Raw genomic sequence first — 22,574 nt, forward strand, 5'->3', positions numbered from 1 at the left:
CCACATGGAACCTAGACGCGCGGCTTTTCGCGCATCTCGAAGGTCTCGATGATGTCGCCTTCGCTGATGTCGTTGAAGGAACCAAGACCGATACCACACTCGAAGTCGGTGCGGACTTCGGTGGCGTCATCCTTGAAGCGCTTGAGCGTCTCAACGGTGAGGTTGTCACCGATGACCTTGCCGTCGCGACTGACACGTGCCTTGGAGTTACGGCGGATGATGCCCGTGCGGACGATCGAACCTGCGATGTTGCCGAACTTGGAGGAACGGAAGACTTCGCGGACCTCGGCGGTACCGAGCTGGACTTCCTCGTACTCCGGCTTGAGCATGCCCTTGAGGGCCATCTCGATGTCGTCGATCGCAGCGTAGATGACCGAGTAGAAGCGCATATCCACGCCTTCACGGTCAGCCAGTTCCGCAACGCGCTCCGCCGGCTTGACGTTGAAGCCGATGATGATGGCGTTGTCCACCGTGGCCAGGTTGACGTCGTTCTGCGTGATGGCACCCACACCGCGGTGGATGACACGGAGCTGAACGTCGTCGTCTCCGACGTCGATCTTGAGCAAGGCGTCTTCGAGGGCTTCCACGGCACCGGACACGTCACCCTTGAGGATGAGGTTGAGGGTGTCGATCTTGCCTTCGGCAACGGCCTGGTCGAAGTCTTCCAGGCTGATGCGCTTGCGACGCTTGGCCAGCGCGGCGTTGCGGTCTGCTGCTTCACGCTTTTCGGCGATCTGGCGGGCCGTACGCTCGTCAGGAGTCACCAGGAAGGTGTCACCTGCACGCGGCACGTTGGACAGGCCAAGGACCTGGACCGGACGGGACGGCAGTGCGACATCGAGTGCCTCGCCGTTCTCGTCGAACATGGCGCGGACGCGGCCGTGAGCCGTTCCGGCCACGATCGTGTCGCCAACCGCCAAGGTACCGGACTGGACCAGGACGGTAGCAACAGCACCGCGGCCCTTGTCCAGGTTCGCTTCGATGGCAATGCCTCGAGCGTCCTTGTCCGGGTTGGCGCGCAGGTCCAGGGCAGCATCGGCCGTCAGCAGGACGGCGTCGATCAGTTCGTCGATGTTGAGGTTCTGGCGGGCAGAGACCTCAACGAACATGGTGTCGCCACCGTATTCTTCGGGAACCAGGCCGTACTCGGTCAGCTGGCCCTTGACCTTGTCAGGGTTGGCGCCTTCCTTGTCGATCTTGTTCACTGCGACAACGATCGGTACGTTGGCTGCCTGGGCGTGGTTGAGCGCTTCCACTGTCTGCGGCATGACGCCGTCATCAGCTGCGACAACCAGGATCGCGATGTCAGTGACCTTGGCACCACGTGCACGCATGGCCGTGAAGGCCTCGTGACCGGGGGTGTCAATGAAGGTGATGTCGCGGGCGTTGCCCTCGTGGACGTGGCTGATCTGGTAAGCACCGATGTGCTGGGTGATTCCACCATGCTCGCCGGCCACAACGTTGGAGTTGCGGATCGCGTCAAGCAGGCGGGTCTTACCGTGGTCAACGTGGCCCATGACGGTGACAACCGGTGCGCGGGGCTCCAGGACGTCGTCGCCTTCGGCGTCGAGCTCGTCCTGGATGTTGATGTCGAACTGGTCGAGGAGCTCGCGCTCTTCGTCTTCCGGCGAAACAACCTGGAGCTTGTAGCCAAGTTCGGCGCCAAGCAGGCCAAAGGTGTCTTCGTCGAGGGACTGCGTAGCCGTAGCCATTTCACCGAGGTGGAACAGAACGGTTACCAGCGACGCGGGGTTCGCATCGATCTTCTCGGCGAAGTCCGTGATGGACGAGCCACGACGCAAGCGGATGATGGTCTCGCCATCGCCGCGGGGTACCGATACGCCACCCAGCGACGGAGCACTCATCTGCTCCAGTTCCTGGCGCTTTGCCCGCTTCGACTTGCGCTGCTTGCCACGACCGGCGCCGCCCTTGCCGAAGGCACCCTGGGTACCACCGCGACCGCGGCCACCCTTGCCAAAGCCACCGCCGGCGGGAGCTCCGCCACCGGTACCTGCACCTGGTGCGCCACCGGGACGACCCGGTCCGCCACCAGGACGGCCTGCGCCACCGGGACGGCCTGCGCCACCCGGAGCCGGACGCTCAGTGCGGTTGGGCATCATGCCCGGAGTAGGACGGTTTCCGCCACCGGGACCACCGGCGGGACGCGGAGCGCCCGGACGGGGTGCACCCGGACGCGGGGCGCCCGGACGGGGACCGCCAGTGCCTGCTGCGGGACGGGGTCCACCGGCACCAGCTGCGGGACGGGGACCACCGGGACGTTCGCCGTCGTTGCGACGCTCGCCACGGGGCATGCCCTGCGACGGAGCAAACGGGTTGTTACCCGGACGCGGCGGACGGTCTCCATCGCCACCACGGCCACGGGGCATGCCCTGGGACGTAGCAAACGGGTTGTTGCCCGGGCGGGGACCGCCGGGACGAGGAGCCTGGCCGCCTTGGCGTGCCGGAGCCGGGGTCTCTGCCTTGGGGGCAGGACGGGCACCGGGCTTGGCCGAAACCGGGTTGGAAGCAGCAGGCGCTGCCGGGGCTGCCGGAGCAGGTGCCGCCGGAGCCGGAGCGGCCGGTGCCGGGGTTGCTGACGACGGGGTTGCCGACGACGGAGCAGCAGGCGCCGGGGCCGGAGCCTTCGGTGCCGCCGGGCCCGGTGCCGGGGCGGCCGGGCGGGATGCTGCGGGACGGGTTGCCGCGGGAGCGGCTGCGGGGGCGGCGGACTTTGCAGCGCCGGCACCCGGGTAGGCGTCGCGAAGCTTCTTCACGACGGGGGCCTCAATGGTGGAAGAGGCGGAGCGAACGAATTCGCCCAATTCCTGCAGTTTTGTCACTGCATCTTTGGAAGTAATACCGAGCTCTTTGGCGAGCTCATGTACGCGGACCTTGGCCACATTTCTCCTGTCTCGGTCCGCACCGAGCCAGGCACGAACCGTCTACTTCTTTATGCGGGCCTCAGCCGTTTGCACGGCGGAAAGGCCCATTGCAGAGCGCAACAAAGTTGTCATCGTTACGCACTCATCGCTGGGAACTCATCGGGTTTCCATCAGTTTTCTGACCCGCTTTCAGGTTTGGACGGTTTGCCAGTGGAAGTGTGGGCCTCCACGAGTGGCGCGCCCGGCATCAGGTAGCGTTCGACGGCGGTTGTCTCGGTAGCGCCCGCAAGGGCCCTTCCGAAAGCGCGCCGCTTGATCGCCAATGCCAAGCACTTTTCGCTGGGGTGCAGCCACGCACCCCTGCCGGCCATCCGGCGTCGTTCATCCACCACTACGGTGGACGAACTGGCGCCTTGGGCGACCAGCCGGACAAGCTCAGACCGGGAGCCTTGCTTCCGGCATCCGATACACGTGCGAACAGGCCCATGGCCGTGCTCAAGCAGTTCAGCCACGATGTGTCCAACCTGCCTTACGCTACTGGCACCCGACGGGCCCCGGTCCTGCGAATGCAGCTGAGGCACGCCAAGGCGCGCGGATACCGGACGTAAGCCCGGTTCCATCTAGTCTAGCCCCCGGCTCCGGACTCCCGAAACCGGGCACACCGCCAGCGCGGCGTTAAGCCGACCCCGACTGGGACGCTATTCGGCCTTGGCCGGTGCTGCGTCGGAGACGATGTCGATCCGCCAACCAGTCAGCTTGGCTGCAAGGCGTGCGTTCTGGCCTTCCTTGCCGATCGCCAGGGAAAGCTGGTAATCCGGTACCACTACGCGCGCCGAGCGGGTCGACTCGTCGGTAATAGTGACGGAATTCACTCGCGACGGCGACAACGAGTTGGCAATGAACGTCGCGGGGTCGTCGCTGAAGTCGACGATGTCGATCTTTTCATCGTTCAGTTCGGTCATGACAGCACGGACACGCGAACCCATTTCACCGATGCAGGCACCCTTGGCATTGACGCCGGGGATGTTTGCCTTGACGGCAATCTTGGTACGGTGGCCGGCTTCGCGGGCAAGCGCGACGATCTCCACGGAGTGGTCCGCGATCTCCGGAACTTCCATTTCGAAGAGTTTACGGACCAGGCCCGGGTGCGAACGGGACAGCGTGATGGACGGGCCTTTGGCGCCACGGTGGACGTCCACCACGAAGGCGCGCAGGCGGCTGCCGTGGAGGTACTTCTCGCCGGGAACCTGCTCGGGCGGCGGCAGCAGGGCCTCGACAGCTCCAAGGTTGACCTGGATCATGTGGGGGTTGTTTCCCTGCTGGATCATGCCGGCGACAAGTTCGCCTTCACGGCCCTTGAATTCGCCCAGCACGTTGTCATCCTCGACGTCGCGAAGGCGCTGCAGGATGATCTGCCGTGCCGTGCTCGCGGCGATACGGCCGAAACCGGCAGGGGTGTCCTCGAACTCGCCGATCGGCTCGCCGTCATCGTCGATTTCCGTGGCCCAGATGGTGACGTGGCCGCTCTTGCGATCCAGCTCAGCGCGGGCCTTTTCAAAGGCGCCAGGCGTCTTGTGGTACGCCACCAGCAAAGCCTGCTCGATGGTGGGAATCAGGAGATCCAGCGGGATTTCACGCTCACGCTCCAGGAGTCTCAGTGCGCTCATGTCAATATCCATTAGGCCTCCTCGGAAGGTCCATTGTGTTCGTCTTCCAGCGCAGCCTCGTGGAGGTGGCTGAATTCAATCTCGACTTTTCCTTGGCGGATCCTGTCGAAAGGAATAGTGATGGGGTCGCCCTGCTTGGGCTTCATGCCCTTCTTGACCTCGTGCTCCGGGATCAGCGTCACGCCGTCATCGCCCACTGATGCGATCCGGCCCAGGAGGTTGTCGCCCTGGATGACGTTGACCCTGACCATGCGTCCGCGGGCACGGTGCCAATGGCGCGGTTCCGTCAGGGGACGCCCGACTCCGGGCGAGGAGACCTCAAGGTCATACGGGCGGCCGTCGTCCTGGGGATCGTTGTCCAGAATATCGGACAGTCCGCGCGAGACGTCGGCTATGGCGTCAAGACTGACGCCTCCGGTCTCCTCCTGCGGCAGGTCCACGACGACATGGACCGTCCGGTGTGAGCCGGCCACGTGGATGGAAACATCCTCGAGGTAGAGCCTGCTGGCAAGGACGGCCGGTTCGAGCAGCGCTTTAAGCCTGCTCTCTTCCGGGTTGTGGATGGTGGCCGTTGAGTTCGATTCAGAACGGTCCGGTGAAGTCGTGGCTTCCGAGTCACTCACGTTGCCCGCCGCCTCCCGATAGATGTTGTTGTGACTACTAGCCTAACGATTTTCGCGGGAACTTGCGTGCACGGACTTCGCCGCCCACATGACACCATGGTCTGTTGTGGACGAGCAGAGAACCAAAAAGCGACGAGTACCAGCATGGGGCCGGCTCGTGCTCGTTTCCGTGGTGGCCCTGCTGGTAGTTGGCACCGGCATGGTGCTTATTCCGCGTGATTCCGGGACTCCCCCACCACGTTCCTTCTCCGAAAATGCCCGCCTTGCGGCGTTGGAAGACACCCTGCTGCTCCGTGCTTCGGCCGTTGCGCTGGCTGACGCCCCTGGGCCGGATGCCGGAAAACCTGGCGCCGACGACGCTGTGACTTTGCTGACAACCCATGCCCGCGCCCTGCTGAACCCCGTCGGCCAACTCCCCACGTCCCCGGCCACTGCGTCACCAACCGGCACTGCTTCGTCACCGAAAGCAACGCCGTCCGCATTCGTCACGGAGCTGTCCCGGAGCGGACAGCAGCGCCTCACCGACGCCCGCGGGTCCGACGGCGGCATGGCACGCCTGCTCGCCGCCGTCGGATCCGCCCAGCTGCTGTCCGCCGAGAAGCTGGCCGCCGCGTGGAAACTGCCTGCCCCAACACTGCCCACCACCAGCAGGGTTCCCGCCACTGCGCCGGCCGCCGGATCCTGCCCTTCGGCCAGCCCGAGCCCGGACGCGGATTCCGCAACCACCGACACTGCCTTGGCGTCGTTGGTCAGCGCCCAGCACGAGGCGGTCTATGTCTACCAGGTAGCGGTCAAAAAGCTCGGCGCTTCCAGCGTCCCTGCAGCTGCCCGTGACCTCGAAGTGCACGAGGTGCTGCTCCGGCAGGCCGAGGACCTGACCGGCGTGAACTGCGGGGACGTCCCGGCAGGCGAGGCGGGGTACAGGCTACCGGCGAAGTTCGCCAAAGACCCTGCCGCCGCATTGGCGGACCTCGAAGCGTCATCCTTGCCGCGGTTCGGCGACCTCGTGGCGTTGTCCACCGGTGGGACCCGTGATTGGGCCATCGATGGCCTGCTTGCCGCTGGCCGGCGCAGTTCCGCCTGGGGCGCCGCTTTGCCGGCACTCCCGGGCTTGGAGCTCGACGCCGGTGACTTGCCTGCCCTTCCGACGCCCAGCGACACCGCCTCCCCCACCGCAAGCATCAGATAGGGCAGGCTAGCCATGCTGGCCAAGCCCGGGCTGCGGTGCTTGGCTTAATCCATGGCTTCCACAGAAACTGCGACCACGCATGAAAACGAACCCCACCGGGACGATCTGGCGCACCGCCTGAACTGGCTTCGGGCCGGAGTCCTGGGCGCCAACGACGGCATCGTCTCCGTCGCGGCGATCGTGGTGGGCGTGGCGGGAGCCACCACCAACTCCGGGAGCATCCTCGCCGCGGGCATGGCCGGCCTGGTGGGCGGTGCCATCTCCATGGCGTTGGGCGAGTACGTCTCCGTGAGCAGCCAGAGCGACACCCAGCGGGCCTTGATCGAAAAGGAACGTCGCGAGCTTGCCGAGGAACCCGAGGAAGAGCTCAACGAGCTGACGGCTATCTATGAGTCAAAAGGCCTCAGCCCCGAGACTGCCCGGACAGTGGCAGAAGAACTGACGGAGCACGACGCACTGGCCGCACACCTTTCTGCCGAGCTCAACATCCACGAAGACGACATCGTCAGCCCGTGGAATGCAGCACTGGCCTCGGCGGTTGCCTTCACGCTGGGTGCGGTACTGCCCATGCTGGCCATCCTGCTTCCACCACCCGAAATGCGGGTGCCGCTCACCTTCGCGGCGGTCTTGCTGGCCCTGGCGATTACCGGCGCAGTGGGGGCCTGGATCGGCGGTGCTCCCCGGTTCCGCGCCGCAGCACGGGTGGTTGTTGGCGGCGCACTTGCCTTGGCGGCAACGTTCTCCATTGGAACGCTCTTGGGTGCCAGCGGCGTTTTCTAGATAGCTGGCGCGGCAGCGGCGTTAGGCTGATCGCGTGACCCTTCGCGCGATGATTCCGATGCCAGGCGACCTCCACGCCCGGTATAACCGTGACTCTGCGGGCCGGGACTGGTTGGCCAGCCTCCCCGGCCTCATTTCCGATGCACTGGACCGTTGGGAGCTCGCAGTAGACCTCGCTCCTGGCGCCGAGCCTTGGAACGGCCACGGAGCCTTGGTGGTGCCCGTGGTGCGGCACGGTCAGCCCGCAGCATTGAAGATCGCGTTTCCCCATGACGAAGCCCGGGTGGAGCGCCACGCACTCACGCTGTGGGGAGGCCGCGGCGCGGTCCGGCTCCTTGCCGCAGATGCGCCGAGTTGCTCCATGCTGCTGGAACGGCTGGACGCTGCCCGCTGGCTCCAGGACGCACCGCTGGCGAAAGCACGGGATGTATGGGGAACCATCATGCGTGAACTGTCCATCGCGCCGGACGACAGGCCTGAATGGCGGGATTTGGACCATATTGCCGCCACAGCTGAACGGTGGAGCGACGAACTGCCAGCTGAATGGGAACGGCTGGACCGCCCGTTCCCCAGGTGGCTGCTGGAGGCTGCACTGGAGGTGTGCCAAACACGGGGTGCCGTGGGCCGTCGCGCCGGAAAAGACGTCCTGGTCCACACTGACCTGCATTTCATGAACATCCTGGCCACCCTGGATGCAAGCGAGGCCGGACGCGACGCCTACCTGGCCATCGATCCGCAGCCCCAGATCGGTGAGGCCGAATTCGCCGTCGCACCCATCCTGTGGAACCGCATTGGCGACCTTTCACGGACTGACCCGGAGGCTGCGTTGCGCGACCGCTGCCACGAATTCAGCCTCGCCGCCGGGCTCGATCCCGAGGCCGCCCGGCAATGGAGTATCGCCCGTGAGGTGGAGAATGCTTTGTGGTACGCCGGAAAACCCGCGCACGGCGGGGATCTGGCCCGTTCCCTCTGGGTTGCCAGCACCTTGGCCGGCCGGACATTGGATGGCCTTCCGGCCCCGCACGACCTTCCCGGTCCAGGGGAATCGGCTTAGGCAGAAGCTAGCCCGCGAAGTTGTCGTTCCAGACGTCCATACCAAGCTTGATGATGAGGGCGGCCACAACAACCAGGAAGACCACGCGTACAAAGCCGCTCCCCTTGGCTACTGCCGTACGGGCGCCCAAGTAGCCGCCGGCCATATTCGCAAGGCCGAGGACAAGCCCTACGCCCCAGAGCAGGGATCCATGCGGTAGGAAGAAGATCAAGGCTCCGGCATTGGTGGCCATGTTGACGATCTTTGCCTTGGCACTGGCTTCGAGGAAGGCATAGCCCATGGCCGAGACCAGGGCGATGATCAGGAACGACCCCGTGCCAGGGCCGATCAAACCATCGTAGAAGCCGATCACCCCGCCGATCAGGCAGGCAACGACGTAGTGCTTGTGGCCATCGTGGCGGAGCGCTGTCAGCTCCCCTGCGCTGGGACGCAGTGCGGTGAAAATTGCGACGGCGATCAGGGCAGCCACAATGATGGGCTTGAAAACACTGGCTGGAAGCGACGCCGCCAGGATCGCCCCGCCAAAGCTCCCGGCCAAGGCGATGACAGCCATGGGTACCGCCGTTTTCAGGTCAGGACGGACCCGGCGGTAGTACGTGACCGCACTGGTGGTGGTCCCGAAGATGGAACCCATTTTGTTGGTCGCCAAGGCCTGGACAGGCGTGATGCCGGGCACCAGCAGCAGGGCGGGGAGCTGGATCAGTCCCCCGCCCCCAACCACTGCGTCCACCCAGCCGGCCGCGAAACCAGCCACCACAATCAGGATGAGGGTGGTGAGCTGGATCGATTCGAAGCCGGAGATCACCGGTTTCGTACGGCGTTGACCACGTAATCCACGGCTTTGTCCACCGGGACGTTCTCGGCTTCGCCGCTCCGGCGGTCCTTGACTTCCACGACACCGTCCACGAGTCCGCGGCCAACGGCGAGGATGGTGGGTACGCCTACAAGTTCGGCGTCGCCAAACTTGACGCCGGGAGAGACCTTCGGGCGGTCATCGAGGATGACGTCCAGGCCGGCGGCCTCCAGCTCAGCGGAAAGCTTCTCGGCGGCCTCGAAAATCTCGTCACCACGGCCAACAGCCACCACGTGGACGTCGGCGGGAGCAACGGAACGTGGCCAGACAAGGCCGCGGTCGTCATGGTTCGCTTCGGCCAGGGCTGCCACGGCGCGTGTAACACCGACACCGTAGGAGCCCATGGTGACTACTACCTGCTTGCCGTTCTGGTCCAGCACCTTAAGGTCCAAGGCAGCGGCGTACTTGCGGCCGAGCTGGAAGATGTGTCCCATCTCGATGCCGCGCGCAGTTTCCAGCGGGCCGGATCCGTCAGGAGCGGGATCGCCGGCACGCACTTCGGTGCTTTCGATGACGCCGTCCCAGGTGAAGTCGCGTCCGGCGACCAGCCCAAAGACGTGCTTGCCCTCGGCGTTGGCACCGGTGACCCAGCTCGTACCCGAAACAACGCGGGGGTCCACCAGGAAGAGGACCTTGGACGATCCCTCGAGCCCCAGCACGGGCTCATCAAGTGACAGGCCGGGGCCAATGTAACCCTTGACCAGCCACGGCAGCTTCTTGAGGTCGTCCTCGTTGGCGGCCTCGAGCCCGATTTCGCCGGCGATCGGCAGGAACGCGCCGATGTTCGCTTCAACGCGCTTGAGGTCAACTGCACGGTCGCCGGGTACGCCGATCACCACGATCTGGCGTTCACCGGTGGGCAGCGTCACGGCGAGGACCACGTTCTTGAGCGTGTCAGCGGCGGCCCATGCGCCGCCATCGGACTCGCTGCGGGGTGCCAGCTGGTTGGCTGCGTCCACCAAAGTATCGATAGTGGGAGTGTTGGGCGTGTCCAGGACCCGGGCAGCGGGTGCGTTGGTGAAGTCGATGTCGTCCGGAACTACGGTGGTGACAGCTTCGACGTTGGCGTAGTACCCACCTGCCGAACGCACGAAGGTGTCCTCGCCGATTTCAGTGGGGAAGAGGAACTCTTCACTCTTCGAGCCGCCCATGGCACCGGCGGTCGCGGCAACGGGAATGACTTCCAGGCCGAGACGGGCAAAGATCTTCAGGTACGCGGCGCGGTGGGCAGCGTAGCTGGCATGCAAGCCGGCGTCGTCGACGTCGAAGGAGTAGGAATCCTTCATGATGAACTCGCGGCCGCGGAGGAGGCCTGCCCGGGGACGGGCTTCGTCGCGGTACTTGTTCTGGATCTGGTAGAGGCTCAACGGCAGGTCTTTGTACGAGGAGTACAGGTCCTTGACCAGAAGGGTGAACATTTCCTCATGCGTCGGCGCAAGGAGGTAGTCCGCACCCTTGCGGTCCTGGAGCCGGAACAGGCCCTCGCCGTACTCGGTCCAACGGTTCGTGGCCTCGTAGGGTTCACGCGGCAGCAGCGCCGGGAAATGGACTTCCTGGGCTCCGATCGCGGACATTTCCTGGCGGATGATCTCCTCGACCTTGCGCAGGACGCTCAGGCCAAGCGGAAGCCACGTGTAGATACCGGGTGCCGCGCGGCGAATGTAGCCGGCACGCACCAACAGCTTGTGGCTGGCGACCTCGGCGTCGACGGGATCTTCACGCAGGGTGCGCAGGAACAACTGGGAAAGGCGAAGGACCACGGGTACGTATCCGTTTCTATGGCAGATGTGGCAAAAACAACTGCCTACTAATCTACCGGCTCAGCGGGCCGCGCCCGGAACAAGCGGGGCTGTCACCCCGGCGGACACAGAAGAGCCACGCCGTCGCGTGGTGGAAGCCCCTGGCCGCGGTGGGCTGGTCATCCTGCGATGGCGTGGCTCAGCGGCCGGTGGCCGCAGACTCTGTCCTGGGACTAGTTCCCCGTTCCCTCCAGCGGAGCGGGACTGCCTGCGGCTGGGACGTATTGGTCATTGCCGAACACACGGATGATGCGGGCGCACAGGGCACCCTTCAAGGTCATTGTCACGATTCCCCCTCAATCACCCGTACCCCAACGACACGGCTTGGGAAGAACCTATGTGATAGCCGACACATTTTCAAGGACTTGAGTCCCTTGACCTTTCGTTTCACCCCTTGACCCAGCGAGCGGACAGTTCTATTTTAATTTCATCAACTGATGAATTATTAGCATCGCCGGAGGCCACCATGTCCCCTGCTCCAGCGGCCATCGAGGCCACGGAACTGCACGTCTCCAGAGGGCGGACACACATTCTCCGCGGCCTGGACTTCACGGTCGGGCCCGGCCGGATTACCGGACTCCTGGGTCCCTCCGGCAGCGGCAAGACGACACTCATGCGTGCCATCATGGGCGTCCAGCGGGTTACCCGCGGAACCGTCACCGTCATGGGCATCCCTGCGGGCAGCGCCTCGCTAAGGCACGACGTCGGATATGTCACCCAGGGCGCCAGCGTGTACGGGGACCTCAGCGTCGAAGCGAACGTCAGGTACTTCGGAGCCATGCACGGCGCGACGGCGGCTGACGTCACCGAGGCGATTGACGCCGTCGGACTCGCCCCGCTGGCACGGCAGAAAGCCGCCGACCTTTCCGGCGGACAATTCAGCAGGGTTTCGCTGGCCTGCGCGCTGGTGGCCCACCCTAAACTGCTCATCCTGGACGAACCCACCGTTGGCCTGGACCCGGTACTCCGCGCCGAACTATGGGAGCGCTTTGCGGCGATGGCCGCGTCGGGCACGACGCTGCTGGTGTCCAGCCACGTCATGGAAGAAGCGTCCCACTGCTCCTCGCTCCTGCTGCTGCGTGAAGGGCTCCTGCTGGCACAACTCACTCCGGCCGAGCTGGCGCTCCGGGGAGGCAGCGATGACCTGGAGCGGGCGTTCCTGACCATCATCAAGGCCGCTGACCGCGGCCAGGCAGAAAGCGAGGTGGCATCATGAACGTCCGCATGACCATCGCCACAACCCGGCGCGTCCTTGAGCAACTGCGACACGACCACCGCAGCGTTGCACTGATCCTGGTAGTCCCCGCCCTGTTGCTGGCAGCGGTCTATTTCCTGTATGAAAACGAGACGCTTCCACCCGGATTCCCGCGGACCTTCGACCGTGTTGGCCTCATGATGCTGGCCATTTTTCCCTTCGTGGTGATGTTCCTGGTCACCTCCATCACCATGCTGCGCGAACGGACTTCAGGTACCCTGGAGCGGCTCCTTACGACACCCATCCACAAAGCCGACCTGCTGTTCGGATATGCACTGGCCTTTTCCATCATGGCCTCCCTGCAATCCCTGGTGGCCACGGCCGTTGCTTACTGGGTCTTTGGCCTCGACATCAAGGGAAGCCCCGGCTTCGTAGTGATGATCGCCGTCATCAACGCCGTCCTGGGTGTCGCCTTGGGACTGCTGTGTTCCGCGTTTGCCCGCACCGAGTTCCAGGCCGTGCAGTTCATGCCCGTCGTGGTGGTGCCGCAGATCCTGCTGTGCGGCCTCTTCGTGGCCCGGGACGACATGAACCAGGTCCTCGAGGCCATCTCAGGCGTCCTGCCACTGACGTTCTCCGTGGATGCACTTAAGGAAATCGCGGGAAACGCCGACGCCACAGCGGCACTGTGGCAAGACACATTGATCATGGGCGGAATCGTGGTGGGCGTCCTTGTCCTGGCATCGCTGACCCTGCGGAGGCAGAGCCGGTGAGCCTCCCCCAAGTGCGGCGGGGCCGCCGAAACGCCGGCGACCATTCACGCGAAGCCATCCTCGCAGCAGCCCGCCATCTTTTTGCTGAACGCGGCTTCGAGGGGACAAGCCTCCGCCAAGTCGCCAGGGACGCGGGCGTGGACCCGGCCATGGTCCACCACTTCTTCCGCGGCAAGGACGAACTCTTTGCTGCGAGCGTTGAACTGCCCGCAGATCCTGCCGAAGTGTTGGCCGGCGTCGAAGACCTGGACCCGGCGGCGCGGGCGGAGGCGATCGTCCGTGCTGTACTTCGGCTGTGGGAAGGTCCGGCGCAGCACGGCCTAGTGGCTTTTGTCCGGGGAACCATCGGCTCCAAAGCCAAGACGGCGCTGATGCGGGAAATGGTGAACCGCACCATCCTCTCCAGGATCATGGCCGGCGTTCCTGGAACCGCCGAGGAGGTCCGGATGCGGGGCAACCTGGTGGCGACCCAAGTGGTGGGATTGATGCTGGTCCGTTACGTGATCCGGCTTGAGCCCCTGGCTTCCGCCGGCCGGGACGAAGTTGTCCGGCTGACTGCGCCGAACATCCAGCGCTACCTCACTGGGGACCTTGACGCCTCCGGCTGAGCAGCGGATAGGCCTAGAAAAGAACAGTCGCGAACGTGCCCACTTGCTCGAAGCCCACCCGCTCGTAGGTGGCACGGGCTTTGGCGTTGTAGTCATTCACGTACAGGCTGGTCACCGGAGCGAAGGTGCGGGAAAGATTAACGACGGCGGCCATGTACCCGGCGCTCTGGCCGCGCCCACGCAGTTCCGGATTCATCCACACACCCTGGACCTGGGTAACGTCCGGGGTCACGGCACCCAGCTCGGCCTTGAAGATCACCGTGCCCGTGGCATCAATGTGCACCAGCGAATGGCCCTGTCGGATGAGCCCCGCAACCCGCCTGCTGTAGAACTCCTGGCCGCCCAGGAAGGGCGAATAGCCAACTTCTTCCTCGAACATCGCCGCGCAGGCAGGCAGGATGCGATCAAAGTCTTCCATCCTGCCGAAAGTCAGCGAAGGATTGGGGCTTGTTGTCGGTGTGCCGGAAATCGTCAGGAGCGGCTGCTGGGAGCGGACTTCATGGGCGGAGTGCCCCAACTGCTCGAAACGGGAGTACAGCGCGAGCACTGTGTCGGCCGGCCCAAAGATGGACGCGTAACGTCGACCCGTCTGGTGGGCGGCGTTGGCTACGTACCCCGCCAGTCCGGGATCGAGTTGCACGGGGACCAGGTTTGCTCCCGCCCAACAGGCCCCCAGGAGCGTCGTATCGTCGAACACTCCGAAGATACTGGCACCGCCGCTGGTGGGCGCCGCCGTACCCGTACTGTCCAAGTGCGAGAGTATGAAGACGTTGGCTACAACGTCTTCGCTTGCAAGCTCGCGAAGGGCCAGGGTGTCGGCACTGCCGAGCACCCTGACTCCCAAGCCGGTCCCGTTACGAGACGCTAACCACGGGGCTACCCTTGACAGCATCTTCGCCATCGGCCTCCCCCATCTCTTCGGCGATGCGCATGGCCTCTTCGATCAGTGTCTCAACAATTTGGCTCTCAGGCACAGTCTTGATGACCTCGCCCTTGACGAAAATCTGGCCCTTGCCGTTGCCGGAAGCCACACCAAGGTCCGCTTCACGTGCTTCGCCTGGTCCGTTGACGACGCAGCCCATGACGGCGACGCGCAGCGGGATCTCCATGCCCTCAAGGCCGGCGGTGACCTGTTCGGCCAGCGTGTAGACGTCAACCTGGGCGCGGCCACACGATGGGCAGGACACGATCTCGAGCTTGCGGGGGCGCAGGTTCAAGGACTGCAGGATCTGGTTTCCAACCTTGATCTCTTCCACCGGCGGCGCAGACAGGGAGACCCGGATGGTGTCGCCGATACCGCGCGACAGGAGCGCACCGAAGGCCGTGGCCGACTTGATGGTGCCTTGGAAGGCAGGTCCGGCCTCGGTCACACCGAGGTGCAGGGGCCAGTCGCCCTTCTCGGCGAGCATCTCGTAGGCGGCCACCATGATGACGGGGTCGTTGTGCTTGACCGAGATCTTGAAGTCGTGGAATCCGTGCTCTTCGAAGAGGGAGGCTTCCCAGACAGCGGACTCAACAAGGGCTTCCGGGGTGGCCTTGCCGTACTTCTTCAGGATGCCGGGCTCGAGGGAGCCTGCGTTGACGCCGATCCGGATGGACGTGCCGTGATCGCGGGCAGCCGCAGCGATTTCCTTGACCTGGTCATCGAACTTACGGATATTTCCGGGGTTTACACGGACCGCTGCGCAGCCGGCCTCAATGGCCGCAAAGACGTACTTCGGCTGAAAGTGGATGTCGGCGATCACCGGGATCTGCGACTTGCGGGCAATGATGGGCAACGCTTCGGCATCATCGGCGGACGGGCAGGCGACGCGGACAATGTCACAGCCTGATGCCGTGAGTTCCGCGATTTGCTGCAGCGTGGCGTTGATGTCCGTGGTGGGCGTGGTGGTCATCGACTGAACGCTGATGGGCGAATCAGAACCAACGCCCACTGAACCAACTTTGATCTGCCGCGTCTTACGTCGCGGGGCAAGAACGGGTGGTGGGGCTGCTGGCATTCCCAGGCTGACCGAGGTCACGTGGACTCCTTGGGTTGGGGTGGGGCGATGTAGTGGAGGACGGCCGTGTCAGGACGTGTGAGAGGCAAGGACACCGATGACCGGGGACCATTCCGTGGTTCGGATTCCGGCGATAACGCCGGCTGCAGCGAACGGATCCTCCTTGAGGAGGTCGTTGAGCTGGGTTTCATCCGCAGACTTGAAGATCAACAGTGCACCAGCGCCGTCACCGTACGGACCGCTGGCAAGCAACGTGCTTTCCTCGGCCAGTCCGCCGAGCCAGGCACGGTGCGCCGGCCGGGTTTCATCGCGAAGGGCTTCGGAATCGGCGGCGTATACGTACTCAACAGCGAAAACAGTCATGGAGCTAGCCTATCCCGCCTGCCCCGCCGAGAATATTCACAGCTCAGCCAAAGATGTTCACGGGCTTGACGATGTCTGCGTAGATCAAGAGCGCACCCATGGCCATGAGCAACGCGGCCACAACATAGGTAGCAGGCAGCAGTTTGGCGATGTCGAAGGCCCCGGGGTCGGGTTTTCCCCTCAACCTGGCCACTTGGCGGCGTGCGCCCTCGTACAGGGCGCCAGCAACGTGGCCGCCGTCCAAGGGCAGGAGCGGTATCAGGTTGAAGATCGCCAGCGCGAAGTTGAGCCCGGCCAACAAGCCCACCAAGGTTCCAATACGCGCCTGCATGGGCACCTGTTCCATGGCGGCGACTTCGCCGGCCACCCTGCCGACGCCCACCACGCTGATGGGACCGTTGGGGTCCCGGGGTTCCTCACTGAAGGCCGCTTTCGCGACGCCCACCACCCTGGCGGGCAGGTTGAAGATCACACCGGCGATCTGCTTGATGTTCTCCCCTGCCAAGGGAAGGACAGCCGACGCCGGTTGGGGTACCAGTGCGCTCTGGGCGCCGATTCCCAGGAATCCGACTTCCTGGTATTTCAGGACACCGTTGGCGTCCTGCTCCGCGCGTCCGTCAGGTCCGACCACTGGCCGGGAGGAGAGTACCGGCGTCACAGTGGTCTCCACCGACGTGCCGTTGCGCTGCACGGTTATGGGAACATCCTTGCCCGCAGATGCCCGGATCCAGCTGGTCAGCTCGTCCCAGTTGGTCACTTCCTTGCCGTCGAAGGAGGTGATGGTGTCATTCGGCTGGAGCCCGGCAGCTGCGGCAGGGGTGAGCTTGCAGTCCGCGGAATCAGGGTCCACAGTCTGGCCCGCAGCGACTTGGCACTTGGAAACGTCGGCGATTGTGGTGGTTGATTGGGCCACGCCGAATCCCATCAGCAGCACCGCCAGCAGGATCAGGCCGATGATCATGTTCATGGCGGGACCGCCGAGCATGATGATGATCTTCTTCCAGACCGGCAACTTGTAGAACACGCGCTTCTCGTCGCCCGGACCCACTTCCTCGTGCGCCATCGAACGCGCTTCGGTGGCCAGTGTCTGGAACATTCCTGTACTGGAAGGGCGGACGGCGCCGTCGTCCTTGTTGGGCGGGTACATGCCGATCATGGCCACATAACCACCCAGCGGAAGGGCCTTGAAGCCGTACTCCGTTTCGCCCTTTTTCCGGGACCACAATGTGGGCCCGAAGCCGATCATGTACTTGGTGACTCGGACATTGAAGAGCTTCGCGGGCACCAGGTGGCCTACCTCGTGCAACGTGATGGAGACCGCTACGCCAATGGCGACGAAGACGACTCCGAGAATGAAGAGAAGGACGGGACTCATACCGGTGGGACTGCTTCCATAAGGGTTTGTAGGCTACAGGGCGCTGCTGCTGGCTAAACGATCGTGGGTTCGGGCGCGTGCCCACTTCTCAGCATCCAGCACGGACTCCACCGTAAGCTCCGAGGAGCCTGAATGTTCGCTGAGGACGGACTCCACCGTGTCCACGATGTCGGTGAACCTGATGCGCCCGGCATGGAAAGCTTCGACCGCTTCTTCATTGGCAGCGTTGAACACGGCCGGGAACGTACTGCCCTGCTTCGCGGCGTCCTTGGCGAGATCCACGGCTGGGAAAGCCACGGTATCAAGTGGCTCGAACGTCCAACTGGTGGCTTGGCTCCAATCGCAGGCCTGAGCGGCGCGCGGAACACGGTCAGGCCACCCCAACCCCAGGGCGATGGGCAACCTCATATCCGGCGGCGACGCCTGGGCGATGATGGAGCCGTCCACGAACTGGACCATCGAGTGAACCACCGATTGGGGGTGGACCACCACGTCAATCCTGTCCAGCGGAACATCGAAGAGCAGGTGGGCCTCGATCACTTCCAAACCCTTGTTGACCAGGCTGGCCGAATTGGTGGTGACCATCAGGCCCATGTCCCAGGTGGGGTGGGCAAGGGCCTCCTGCGGTGTGACGTCATGAAGCTGTTCACGCGTGCGGCCACGGAACGGGCCACCCGAAGCGGTGAGGATCAGCTTTTCGACTTCCGGCTCAGTGCCTGAGCGCAAGCACTGCGCTATGGCCGAATGCTCGGAGTCCACGGGGACGATCTGGCCAGGGCGTGCTGCAGCCTTGACCAGCGCGCCGCCGACGATCAGTGATTCCTTGTTGGCCAGGGCCAGCGTTGCTCCCGTGCCGAGCGCGGCCAACGTCGGGGCCAACCCTATGGAGCCTGTGATGCCGTTCAGGACAACGTCGCACGCAATGGCTGCGATCCGGGTGGAGGCATCCGGGCCGACGAAGATTTCCGGAGTGAATCCTCCGATGCCTTCGGAGGCGGCAGCGGCATCGATCATCTGCCGTAGCGTCGCAGGGTCCCCGTGGGCGATCCCCACCGCTTGGGCACGGGTATGGACGGCCTGCTGCGCAATGAGTCCAAGGTTTCCGCCGCCCGCACTGAGCGCCACCACCTCGAAGCGGTGAGGCGCGCCATCGACGACGTCTAGCGCCTGTGTGCCGATGGAACCGGTGGACCCGAGGATGACGATCTTGCGCGGCTGCATTCCTTAAGTATCCCAGCCACCGGGGAAGGCAGCGACCGGACCTGGAGCTATGTGGAGAACCGCCGGCCGGGCGTACCGTGGAACCGTGGAGTGGCTGTCCTGGCTTGATGCCTGGGATTACGAGTTCGCGCGGCAGGTGCTGCAGCGTGGCACGGCCGGGCTGTACTTCGTTGCTTTTCTCTCCACGCTGAATCAATTTCCTGCCCTTCTGGGCGAGCATGGATTGCTTCCCGTGCCGGAGTTCATGGAAGTGGCCCGCCGCCTGGCACGGCCCACCCTCTTTCGGTGGCGCTACTCGGACGGCCTCCTCCGGATCGTCTGCGTGGCGGGCATGGCCGTTGCGGCCCTGCTGGTTTTGGGGCTCCCCCAGGCCGGGCCGCCGTGGCTCCCGCTGCTGGCATTCCTCGTCCTGTGGCTGCTCTACATGTCGATTGTCAACGTCGGCCAGACGTTCTACGGTTTCGGCTGGGAGATCCTGCTCCTCGAGGCCGGGTTCATCGTGGCTTTCCTGGGTTCGGACCAGACACCGCCGCCCACCCCTGTCCTGGTCATGATCATCTGGCTGGTCTTCCGGCTTGAGTTCGGCGCCGGGATGATCAAGATCCGCGGGGGTCGTGAATGGCGGGACATGACCGCGATGTTCTACCACCATGAGACCCAACCGATGCCTGGCCCACTCAGCAGGCAGGCACACCTGCTGCCGCGGCCCCTCCACAGGCTCGAGGTGCTGGGCAACCATTTTGCGCAACTCGTGGTCCCCTTCTTCCTGTTCGCTCCGCAGCCCCTGGCCAGCGTTGCTGCTGGCATCATCATCGTGACCCAGCTCTGGCTGGTGGCGAGCGGGAATTTCGCGTGGCTGAACTGGGTGGCGATCGTCTTGGCCTTCGCCGCCGTGAGCGATCCCGTGGCACACTCCGTCTTTCCGTCCATCCCGCTGGAGTGGCACCCAGGTGCCGAAACCCCGTTGTGGTGGCTCGCCGTCGTCGTGCTTGTTACGGCGCTGCTGCTGGTGTTCAGCTACCGTCCGCTGCTCAACTTGTTCTCCCACCACCAACTGATGAATGCCAGTTTCAACCGCTGGCGGCTGGTCAACGCCTATGGCGCGTTCGGGACGGTCACGAAGCAGCGGATCGAGATCGTGGTGGAAGGCACCATGGCTGAGGAGCCGGACGCACCTGACGAGAACTGGCTGGAGTACGGTTTCAAGGGCAAGCCCGGGGAACTCCGGCGGCTCCCGCGGCAATGGGCCCCGTACCACCTTCGCTTGGACTGGCTCATGTGGTTCCTGCCGCTGCGGACCGTCCATGAGGACTGGTTCTACGCTTTCCTGGACAGGCTACTGGAGGCCGACAAGCCCACCCTCAACCTGCTTCGACGGGATCCGTTCGACGGCGGCCGCCCGCGGTGGGTCCGGGCGCGAAGCTACCTTTACCGCTTCGCCAGTCGCGCGGAGTTCCGCGAAACCGGGGACCGTTGGGTGCGGGTGCTGCTGTATGAGGCCATCCCGCCACTGCAGCTGAACCCACGACGACGGGACCTAGCGTAGCGCTGTTGCGCGCGGCGGCGCAGTGGACTCGCGGACAACGAGGTGAGTTGCCAGTTCCACCCTTCTGGAGTCGATTTCTTCCCCCTGCATTTGGCGGAGGATGAAGTTCAAGGCTGATCGGCCTATTTCCTGCAGCGGCTGGCTCACCGACGTCAAGGGTGGGATGGACTCCTCCGCCTGGTAGGTCCCATCGAAGCCCACCAGGCTCATCTCCTCCGGAATCCGCACGTCCTGACGCCGCGCCTCAGCCAAGACGCCCAAAGCGATACTGTCGCTGCCGGCGAAGATCGCGGTGGGCGGATCCTCCAGGGCCAACAGCGCTTTGAAGGCGGCGGCACCGTTCTCCGGCCGGAACTTCCCGGCCGAGACATACTCGTGTTCGACAGTGATGCCTTCGGCCATGAGGGCAGCCATGTAGCCATGGAGGCGGGCCTGGCTGCACTCGGCGGTGTCGGGACCGCCGATGAACGCGATCCGGCGGTGCCCGAGTTCGAGGAGGTGCATGGCAGCTGCTTTGCCGCCGGCCCAGTTGCTCGCGCCCACGCTGAACAGGTTCGATGGTGGCGGGTTGAGGGGGTCGATCACCACGATCGGGATCTGGCGGCGTTGGAATGCTTCGAGCTGCGTTGCCCCGAAGGCCGAGGTGACCACGATCATTCCGCTGCGTCCTTCGTCAATCATGCGCTGCGCCCGCTCCTCGGGCTCCAGGGACGGCGGAGCCTGCAGGCCCGTCACCGAGAGCACCACTTCCATGCCGGAGACGTTGGCCTGCTCCATGACGCCGTTGAGGATCTCCATGTTGTAGGCGGAATTCAACGAGTCGAAGACGGCTTCCACCGTTCGTTGCACGGGTTTGCCCTTGCGTTGGAGCGGCGTCTTATAGCCAGTCCGCTGGAGAGCCTCCAGGACCCGCGTGCGGGTTCCCTGAGCCACGTCGGCCCTCCCGTTTACCACTTTGGAGACCGTGGGGACCGACACTCCTACCTCTTGGGCCACAGCGGAAAGCGTCATTTTTGACGGTTGGTCTTCGGGGGCCATAAAAGTCTGCTTTCGAAAAGTTTCGGTGTTGCTTTAGTGTGCAGCAGCATCGGCCTCGGCGTCAATCGTGAAGCTATGGCGGGAAAGATTCTTGACGGACACCCTTGACGGTGACATAGCTCACGGCTAAATTTGGTGGGCACTTTCGAAAGAACTTCCGAAACATTTCGAAAAGCTTTCAGGGTAACTGGCGATCGAAGTTGATCCCTCCCCGCAGAGTGCGGCTTTTTATACGAGCAGCCGGGCCATCAGCGTCGAGCCCGTAGGACGAATGGAAACAGCACATGAATAATCTGAAGTTGCGCACCGCCGGAATGGCGGTCTCGGCAGCCGTCTTGTCGATCTCGCTCGCAGCCTGCGGCTCCTCAGGCCCCGCCGGAACGGGAGCTTCCGCGGGTTCTGCCACCATGTGGGGCCTGACGGGCGGTGACCAACCGGTCTTCCAGGCCTCCGTGGACTCCTGGAACAAGGCGCACCCCGATTCCTCCATCAAGCTCGACTTCTTCGCCAACGATGCCTACAAGACCAAGGTCCGTACGGCCGTAGGCGCGGGACAGGGCCCCACACTGGTGTATGGCTGGGGAGGCGGTGTCCTTAAGTCCTACGTCGACGCCGGCCAGGTGGATGACCTGACAGGATTCCTCAAAGAGAACCCCGACGTCCAGAGCCGCTATCTCCCGTCGATCCTGGAAAGTGGCGTCATCGATGGCAAGACCTACGCGCTGCCCAACAACAAAGTGCAGCCGGTGGTCCTCTATTACAACAAGGAAGTCTTCGACAAGATCGGCGCCGAAGCGCCCAAGACCTGGGATGAACTCATGGCCCTGGTGCCCAAGTTCAAAGCCGCGGGCGTAGCTCCGTTCTCGCTGGGCGGGCAGTCGAAATGGCCGGACCTCATGTGGCTCGAATACCTCGTGGACCGTATCGGTGGACCCGAAGTCTTCGCCAAGATCGCAGCCAACAAGCCTGATGCATGGTCCGACCATGCCGTCATTGAAGCGTTGACCAGGATCCAGGAACTGGTGGATGCCGGTGGCTTCATCAACGGCTTCTCCTCCATTGCAGCTGACAGCAACGCCGACCAGGCCCTTCTTTACACCGGCAAGGCAGCCATGATCCTGCAGGGCAGCTGGATCTACCAGGGCATGAAGAAAGACGCCGCCGATTTCGTCAAGAGCGGCAAGCTCGGTTACACCCCCTTCCCCACCATCGACGGCGGTAAGGGAAACCCGGCAAACGTCGTGGGAAACCCTTCCAACTTCTGGTCGGTTTCCTCAAAGGCAACCGAGGAACAAAAGAAGACAGCGCTGAGCTACGTCAAGGACGGAATGTTCAATGACGACAACGTCAAGGCCCTGATCGACTCCGGCGCCGTTCCTGTGGTCACGGGCATCGAAGACAAGCTTGCTGCGTCGCCGGACAAGGACTTCCTGACGTACGTCTACGGCATGGCCAAGGACGCCCCTGATTTCACGCTGTCCTGGGACCAGGCACTCAGCCCGGCGCAGGGCGATGCGATGCTGGCGAACCTTGACCAGATTTTCCTGAAAAAGATCACGCCCGAGCAGTTCGCCTCAGCCATGAACGCGACGATCGGGAAGTAATCCG

The 22,574-nt window shown here is 64.0% G+C and carries 20 protein-coding genes; 8 read left to right on the plus strand and 12 right to left on the minus strand.

The genetic code is table 11. The features are described from left to right. Positions 1-11 precede the first annotated feature (11 nt). From infB to rimP, 4 genes are all read right to left on the minus strand, one after another. Positions 12-2,900 (minus strand): translation initiation factor IF-2, encoded by a 2,889-nt coding sequence (infB, locus tag NEK97_RS18175; protein WP_257371137.1) that lies wholly within the window; start codon positions 2,898-2,900, stop codon positions 12-14. A gap of 152 nt (positions 2,901-3,052) precedes the next feature. Next, positions 3,053-3,394: a YlxR family protein gene (locus NEK97_RS18180; protein ID WP_257371138.1), complete on the minus strand. Its 342-nt coding sequence runs from the start codon at positions 3,392-3,394 to the stop codon at positions 3,053-3,055. Positions 3,395-3,580: 186 nt separating this feature from the next. Further along, the gene (gene nusA / locus NEK97_RS18185) at positions 3,581-4,561 is read right to left on the minus strand and encodes a transcription termination factor NusA (protein WP_257371139.1); all 981 of its coding nucleotides are present in this window, start codon (positions 4,559-4,561) and stop codon (positions 3,581-3,583) included. Continuing rightward, the gene (gene rimP, locus NEK97_RS18190; RefSeq protein ID WP_257371140.1) at positions 4,561-5,172 is read right to left on the minus strand and encodes a ribosome maturation factor RimP; all 612 of its coding nucleotides are present in this window, start codon (positions 5,170-5,172) and stop codon (positions 4,561-4,563) included. Before rimP ends, nusA begins: the two co-directional genes overlap by 1 nt. A gap of 106 nt (positions 5,173-5,278) precedes the next feature. Here rimP and NEK97_RS18195 point away from each other — a divergent pair, with 106 nt between their 5' ends. From NEK97_RS18195 to NEK97_RS18205, 3 genes are read left to right on the plus strand one after another with little or no spacing between them, the layout of a single operon-like run. Then, positions 5,279-6,361: a DUF4439 domain-containing protein gene (locus tag NEK97_RS18195; RefSeq protein ID WP_257371141.1), complete on the plus strand. Its 1,083-nt coding sequence runs from the start codon at positions 5,279-5,281 to the stop codon at positions 6,359-6,361. A 51-nt stretch (positions 6,362-6,412) separates the two neighbouring features. After that, the gene (locus NEK97_RS18200; protein WP_257371142.1) at positions 6,413-7,141 is read left to right on the plus strand and encodes a VIT family protein; all 729 of its coding nucleotides are present in this window, start codon (positions 6,413-6,415) and stop codon (positions 7,139-7,141) included. 34 nt (positions 7,142-7,175) lie between these two features. Continuing rightward, complete coding sequence (locus NEK97_RS18205; protein ID WP_257371143.1) at positions 7,176-8,195, plus strand: aminoglycoside phosphotransferase family protein; 1,020 nt, start codon at positions 7,176-7,178, stop codon at positions 8,193-8,195. 7 nt (positions 8,196-8,202) lie between these two features. Here NEK97_RS18205 and NEK97_RS18210 read toward each other — a convergent pair whose 3' ends face one another. Together NEK97_RS18210 and NEK97_RS18215 are read right to left on the minus strand one after the other, a co-directional pair. Then, positions 8,203-9,000 (minus strand): TSUP family transporter, encoded by a 798-nt coding sequence (locus tag NEK97_RS18210; protein WP_235521793.1) that lies wholly within the window; start codon positions 8,998-9,000, stop codon positions 8,203-8,205. Next, positions 8,997-10,808, minus strand: a complete 1,812-nt coding sequence (locus tag NEK97_RS18215) for a proline--tRNA ligase (protein WP_257371144.1) — start codon at positions 10,806-10,808, stop codon at positions 8,997-8,999. The genes NEK97_RS18210 and NEK97_RS18215 overlap by 4 nt, the downstream gene beginning before the upstream one ends. A gap of 505 nt (positions 10,809-11,313) precedes the next feature. On the opposite strand from NEK97_RS18215, the gene NEK97_RS18220 reads away from it, so the two are divergent. The 3 genes from NEK97_RS18220 to NEK97_RS18230 are packed head-to-tail and all read left to right on the plus strand — an operon-like array spanning position 11,314 to position 13,423. After that, positions 11,314-12,063 carry an ABC transporter ATP-binding protein gene (locus tag NEK97_RS18220; protein ID WP_235521791.1) on the plus strand — a complete coding sequence of 250 codons (750 nt, stop codon included), beginning with the start codon at positions 11,314-11,316 and terminating at the stop codon, positions 12,061-12,063. Between the two features lie 8 nt (positions 12,064-12,071). Further along, a complete protein-coding gene (locus NEK97_RS18225; RefSeq protein ID WP_257371168.1) occupies positions 12,072-12,815 on the plus strand; it encodes an ABC transporter permease in 744 nt (247 codons plus the stop codon). Beyond that, positions 12,812-13,423 carry a TetR family transcriptional regulator gene (locus tag NEK97_RS18230; protein ID WP_257371145.1) on the plus strand — a complete coding sequence of 204 codons (612 nt, stop codon included), beginning with the start codon at positions 12,812-12,814 and terminating at the stop codon, positions 13,421-13,423. The genes NEK97_RS18225 and NEK97_RS18230 overlap by 4 nt, the downstream gene beginning before the upstream one ends. Positions 13,424-13,436: 13 nt before the next feature. Here NEK97_RS18230 and NEK97_RS18235 read toward each other — a convergent pair whose 3' ends face one another. Genes NEK97_RS18235 through dxr form a run of 5 tightly spaced genes read right to left on the minus strand, consistent with a single transcriptional unit; the run spans position 13,437 to position 18,382 of the window. Further along, positions 13,437-14,315, minus strand: a complete 879-nt coding sequence (locus NEK97_RS18235; RefSeq protein ID WP_257371169.1) for a GNAT family N-acetyltransferase — start codon at positions 14,313-14,315, stop codon at positions 13,437-13,439. Beyond that, positions 14,278-15,444 (minus strand): flavodoxin-dependent (E)-4-hydroxy-3-methylbut-2-enyl-diphosphate synthase, encoded by a 1,167-nt coding sequence (gene ispG / locus NEK97_RS18240; RefSeq protein WP_235521789.1) that lies wholly within the window; start codon positions 15,442-15,444, stop codon positions 14,278-14,280. The genes NEK97_RS18235 and ispG overlap by 38 nt, the downstream gene beginning before the upstream one ends. Positions 15,445-15,492: 48 nt before the next feature. Continuing rightward, entirely contained in the window at positions 15,493-15,786 is a 294-nt protein-coding gene (locus NEK97_RS18245; RefSeq protein WP_257371146.1) for a YciI family protein, read from the minus strand. Positions 15,787-15,829: 43 nt separating this feature from the next. After that, positions 15,830-17,161 carry an RIP metalloprotease gene (locus tag NEK97_RS18250; RefSeq protein WP_257371147.1) on the minus strand — a complete coding sequence of 444 codons (1,332 nt, stop codon included), beginning with the start codon at positions 17,159-17,161 and terminating at the stop codon, positions 15,830-15,832. 33 nt (positions 17,162-17,194) lie between these two features. Beyond that, the gene (gene dxr, locus NEK97_RS18255) at positions 17,195-18,382 is read right to left on the minus strand and encodes a 1-deoxy-D-xylulose-5-phosphate reductoisomerase (protein ID WP_257371148.1); all 1,188 of its coding nucleotides are present in this window, start codon (positions 18,380-18,382) and stop codon (positions 17,195-17,197) included. An 85-nt stretch (positions 18,383-18,467) separates the two neighbouring features. Between dxr and NEK97_RS18260 the strand changes: the two genes are divergently transcribed. Further along, complete coding sequence (locus tag NEK97_RS18260) at positions 18,468-19,928, plus strand: lipase maturation factor family protein (protein WP_257371149.1); 1,461 nt, start codon at positions 18,468-18,470, stop codon at positions 19,926-19,928. Here the strand turns inward: NEK97_RS18260 and NEK97_RS18265 are convergent. Further along, positions 19,920-20,966, minus strand: coding sequence for a LacI family DNA-binding transcriptional regulator (locus tag NEK97_RS18265; RefSeq protein WP_257371150.1), 1,047 nt, complete (start codon positions 20,964-20,966; stop codon positions 19,920-19,922). The genes NEK97_RS18260 and NEK97_RS18265 overlap by 9 nt on opposite strands. Before the next feature lie 284 nt (positions 20,967-21,250). Between NEK97_RS18265 and NEK97_RS18270 the strand changes: the two genes are divergently transcribed. Beyond that, positions 21,251-22,570, plus strand: a complete 1,320-nt coding sequence (locus NEK97_RS18270; RefSeq protein ID WP_257371151.1) for an ABC transporter substrate-binding protein — start codon at positions 21,251-21,253, stop codon at positions 22,568-22,570. Positions 22,571-22,574 lie beyond the last annotated feature (4 nt).

It is taken from the genome of Paenarthrobacter sp. UW852 (genome assembly GCF_024608385.1).
GTDB lineage: Bacteria > Actinomycetota > Actinomycetes > Actinomycetales > Micrococcaceae > Arthrobacter.

Bases quoted from the DNA above. Each gene is read 5' to 3' on its own strand.
- nusA (WP_257371139.1), bottom strand. From the start codon at position 4,561: ATGGATATTGACATGAGCGCACTGAGACTCCTGGAGCGTGAGCGTGAA.
- NEK97_RS18200 (WP_257371142.1), top strand. From the start codon at position 6,413: ATGGCTTCCACAGAAACTGCGACCACGCATGAAAACGAACCCCACCGG.
- NEK97_RS18220 (WP_235521791.1), top strand. From the start codon at position 11,314: ATGTCCCCTGCTCCAGCGGCCATCGAGGCCACGGAACTGCACGTCTCC.
- NEK97_RS18225 (WP_257371168.1), top strand. From the start codon at position 12,072: ATGACCATCGCCACAACCCGGCGCGTCCTTGAGCAACTGCGACACGAC.
- NEK97_RS18235 (WP_257371169.1), bottom strand. From the start codon at position 14,315: ATGCTGTCAAGGGTAGCCCCGTGGTTAGCGTCTCGTAACGGGACCGGC.
- NEK97_RS18245 (WP_257371146.1), bottom strand. From the start codon at position 15,786: ATGACTGTTTTCGCTGTTGAGTACGTATACGCCGCCGATTCCGAAGCC.
- NEK97_RS18250 (WP_257371147.1), bottom strand. From the start codon at position 17,161: ATGAGTCCCGTCCTTCTCTTCATTCTCGGAGTCGTCTTCGTCGCCATT.
- dxr (WP_257371148.1), bottom strand. From the start codon at position 18,382: ATGCAGCCGCGCAAGATCGTCATCCTCGGGTCCACCGGTTCCATCGGC.
- NEK97_RS18265 (WP_257371150.1), bottom strand. From the start codon at position 20,966: ATGGCCCCCGAAGACCAACCGTCAAAAATGACGCTTTCCGCTGTGGCC.
- NEK97_RS18270 (WP_257371151.1), top strand. From the start codon at position 21,251: ATGAATAATCTGAAGTTGCGCACCGCCGGAATGGCGGTCTCGGCAGCC.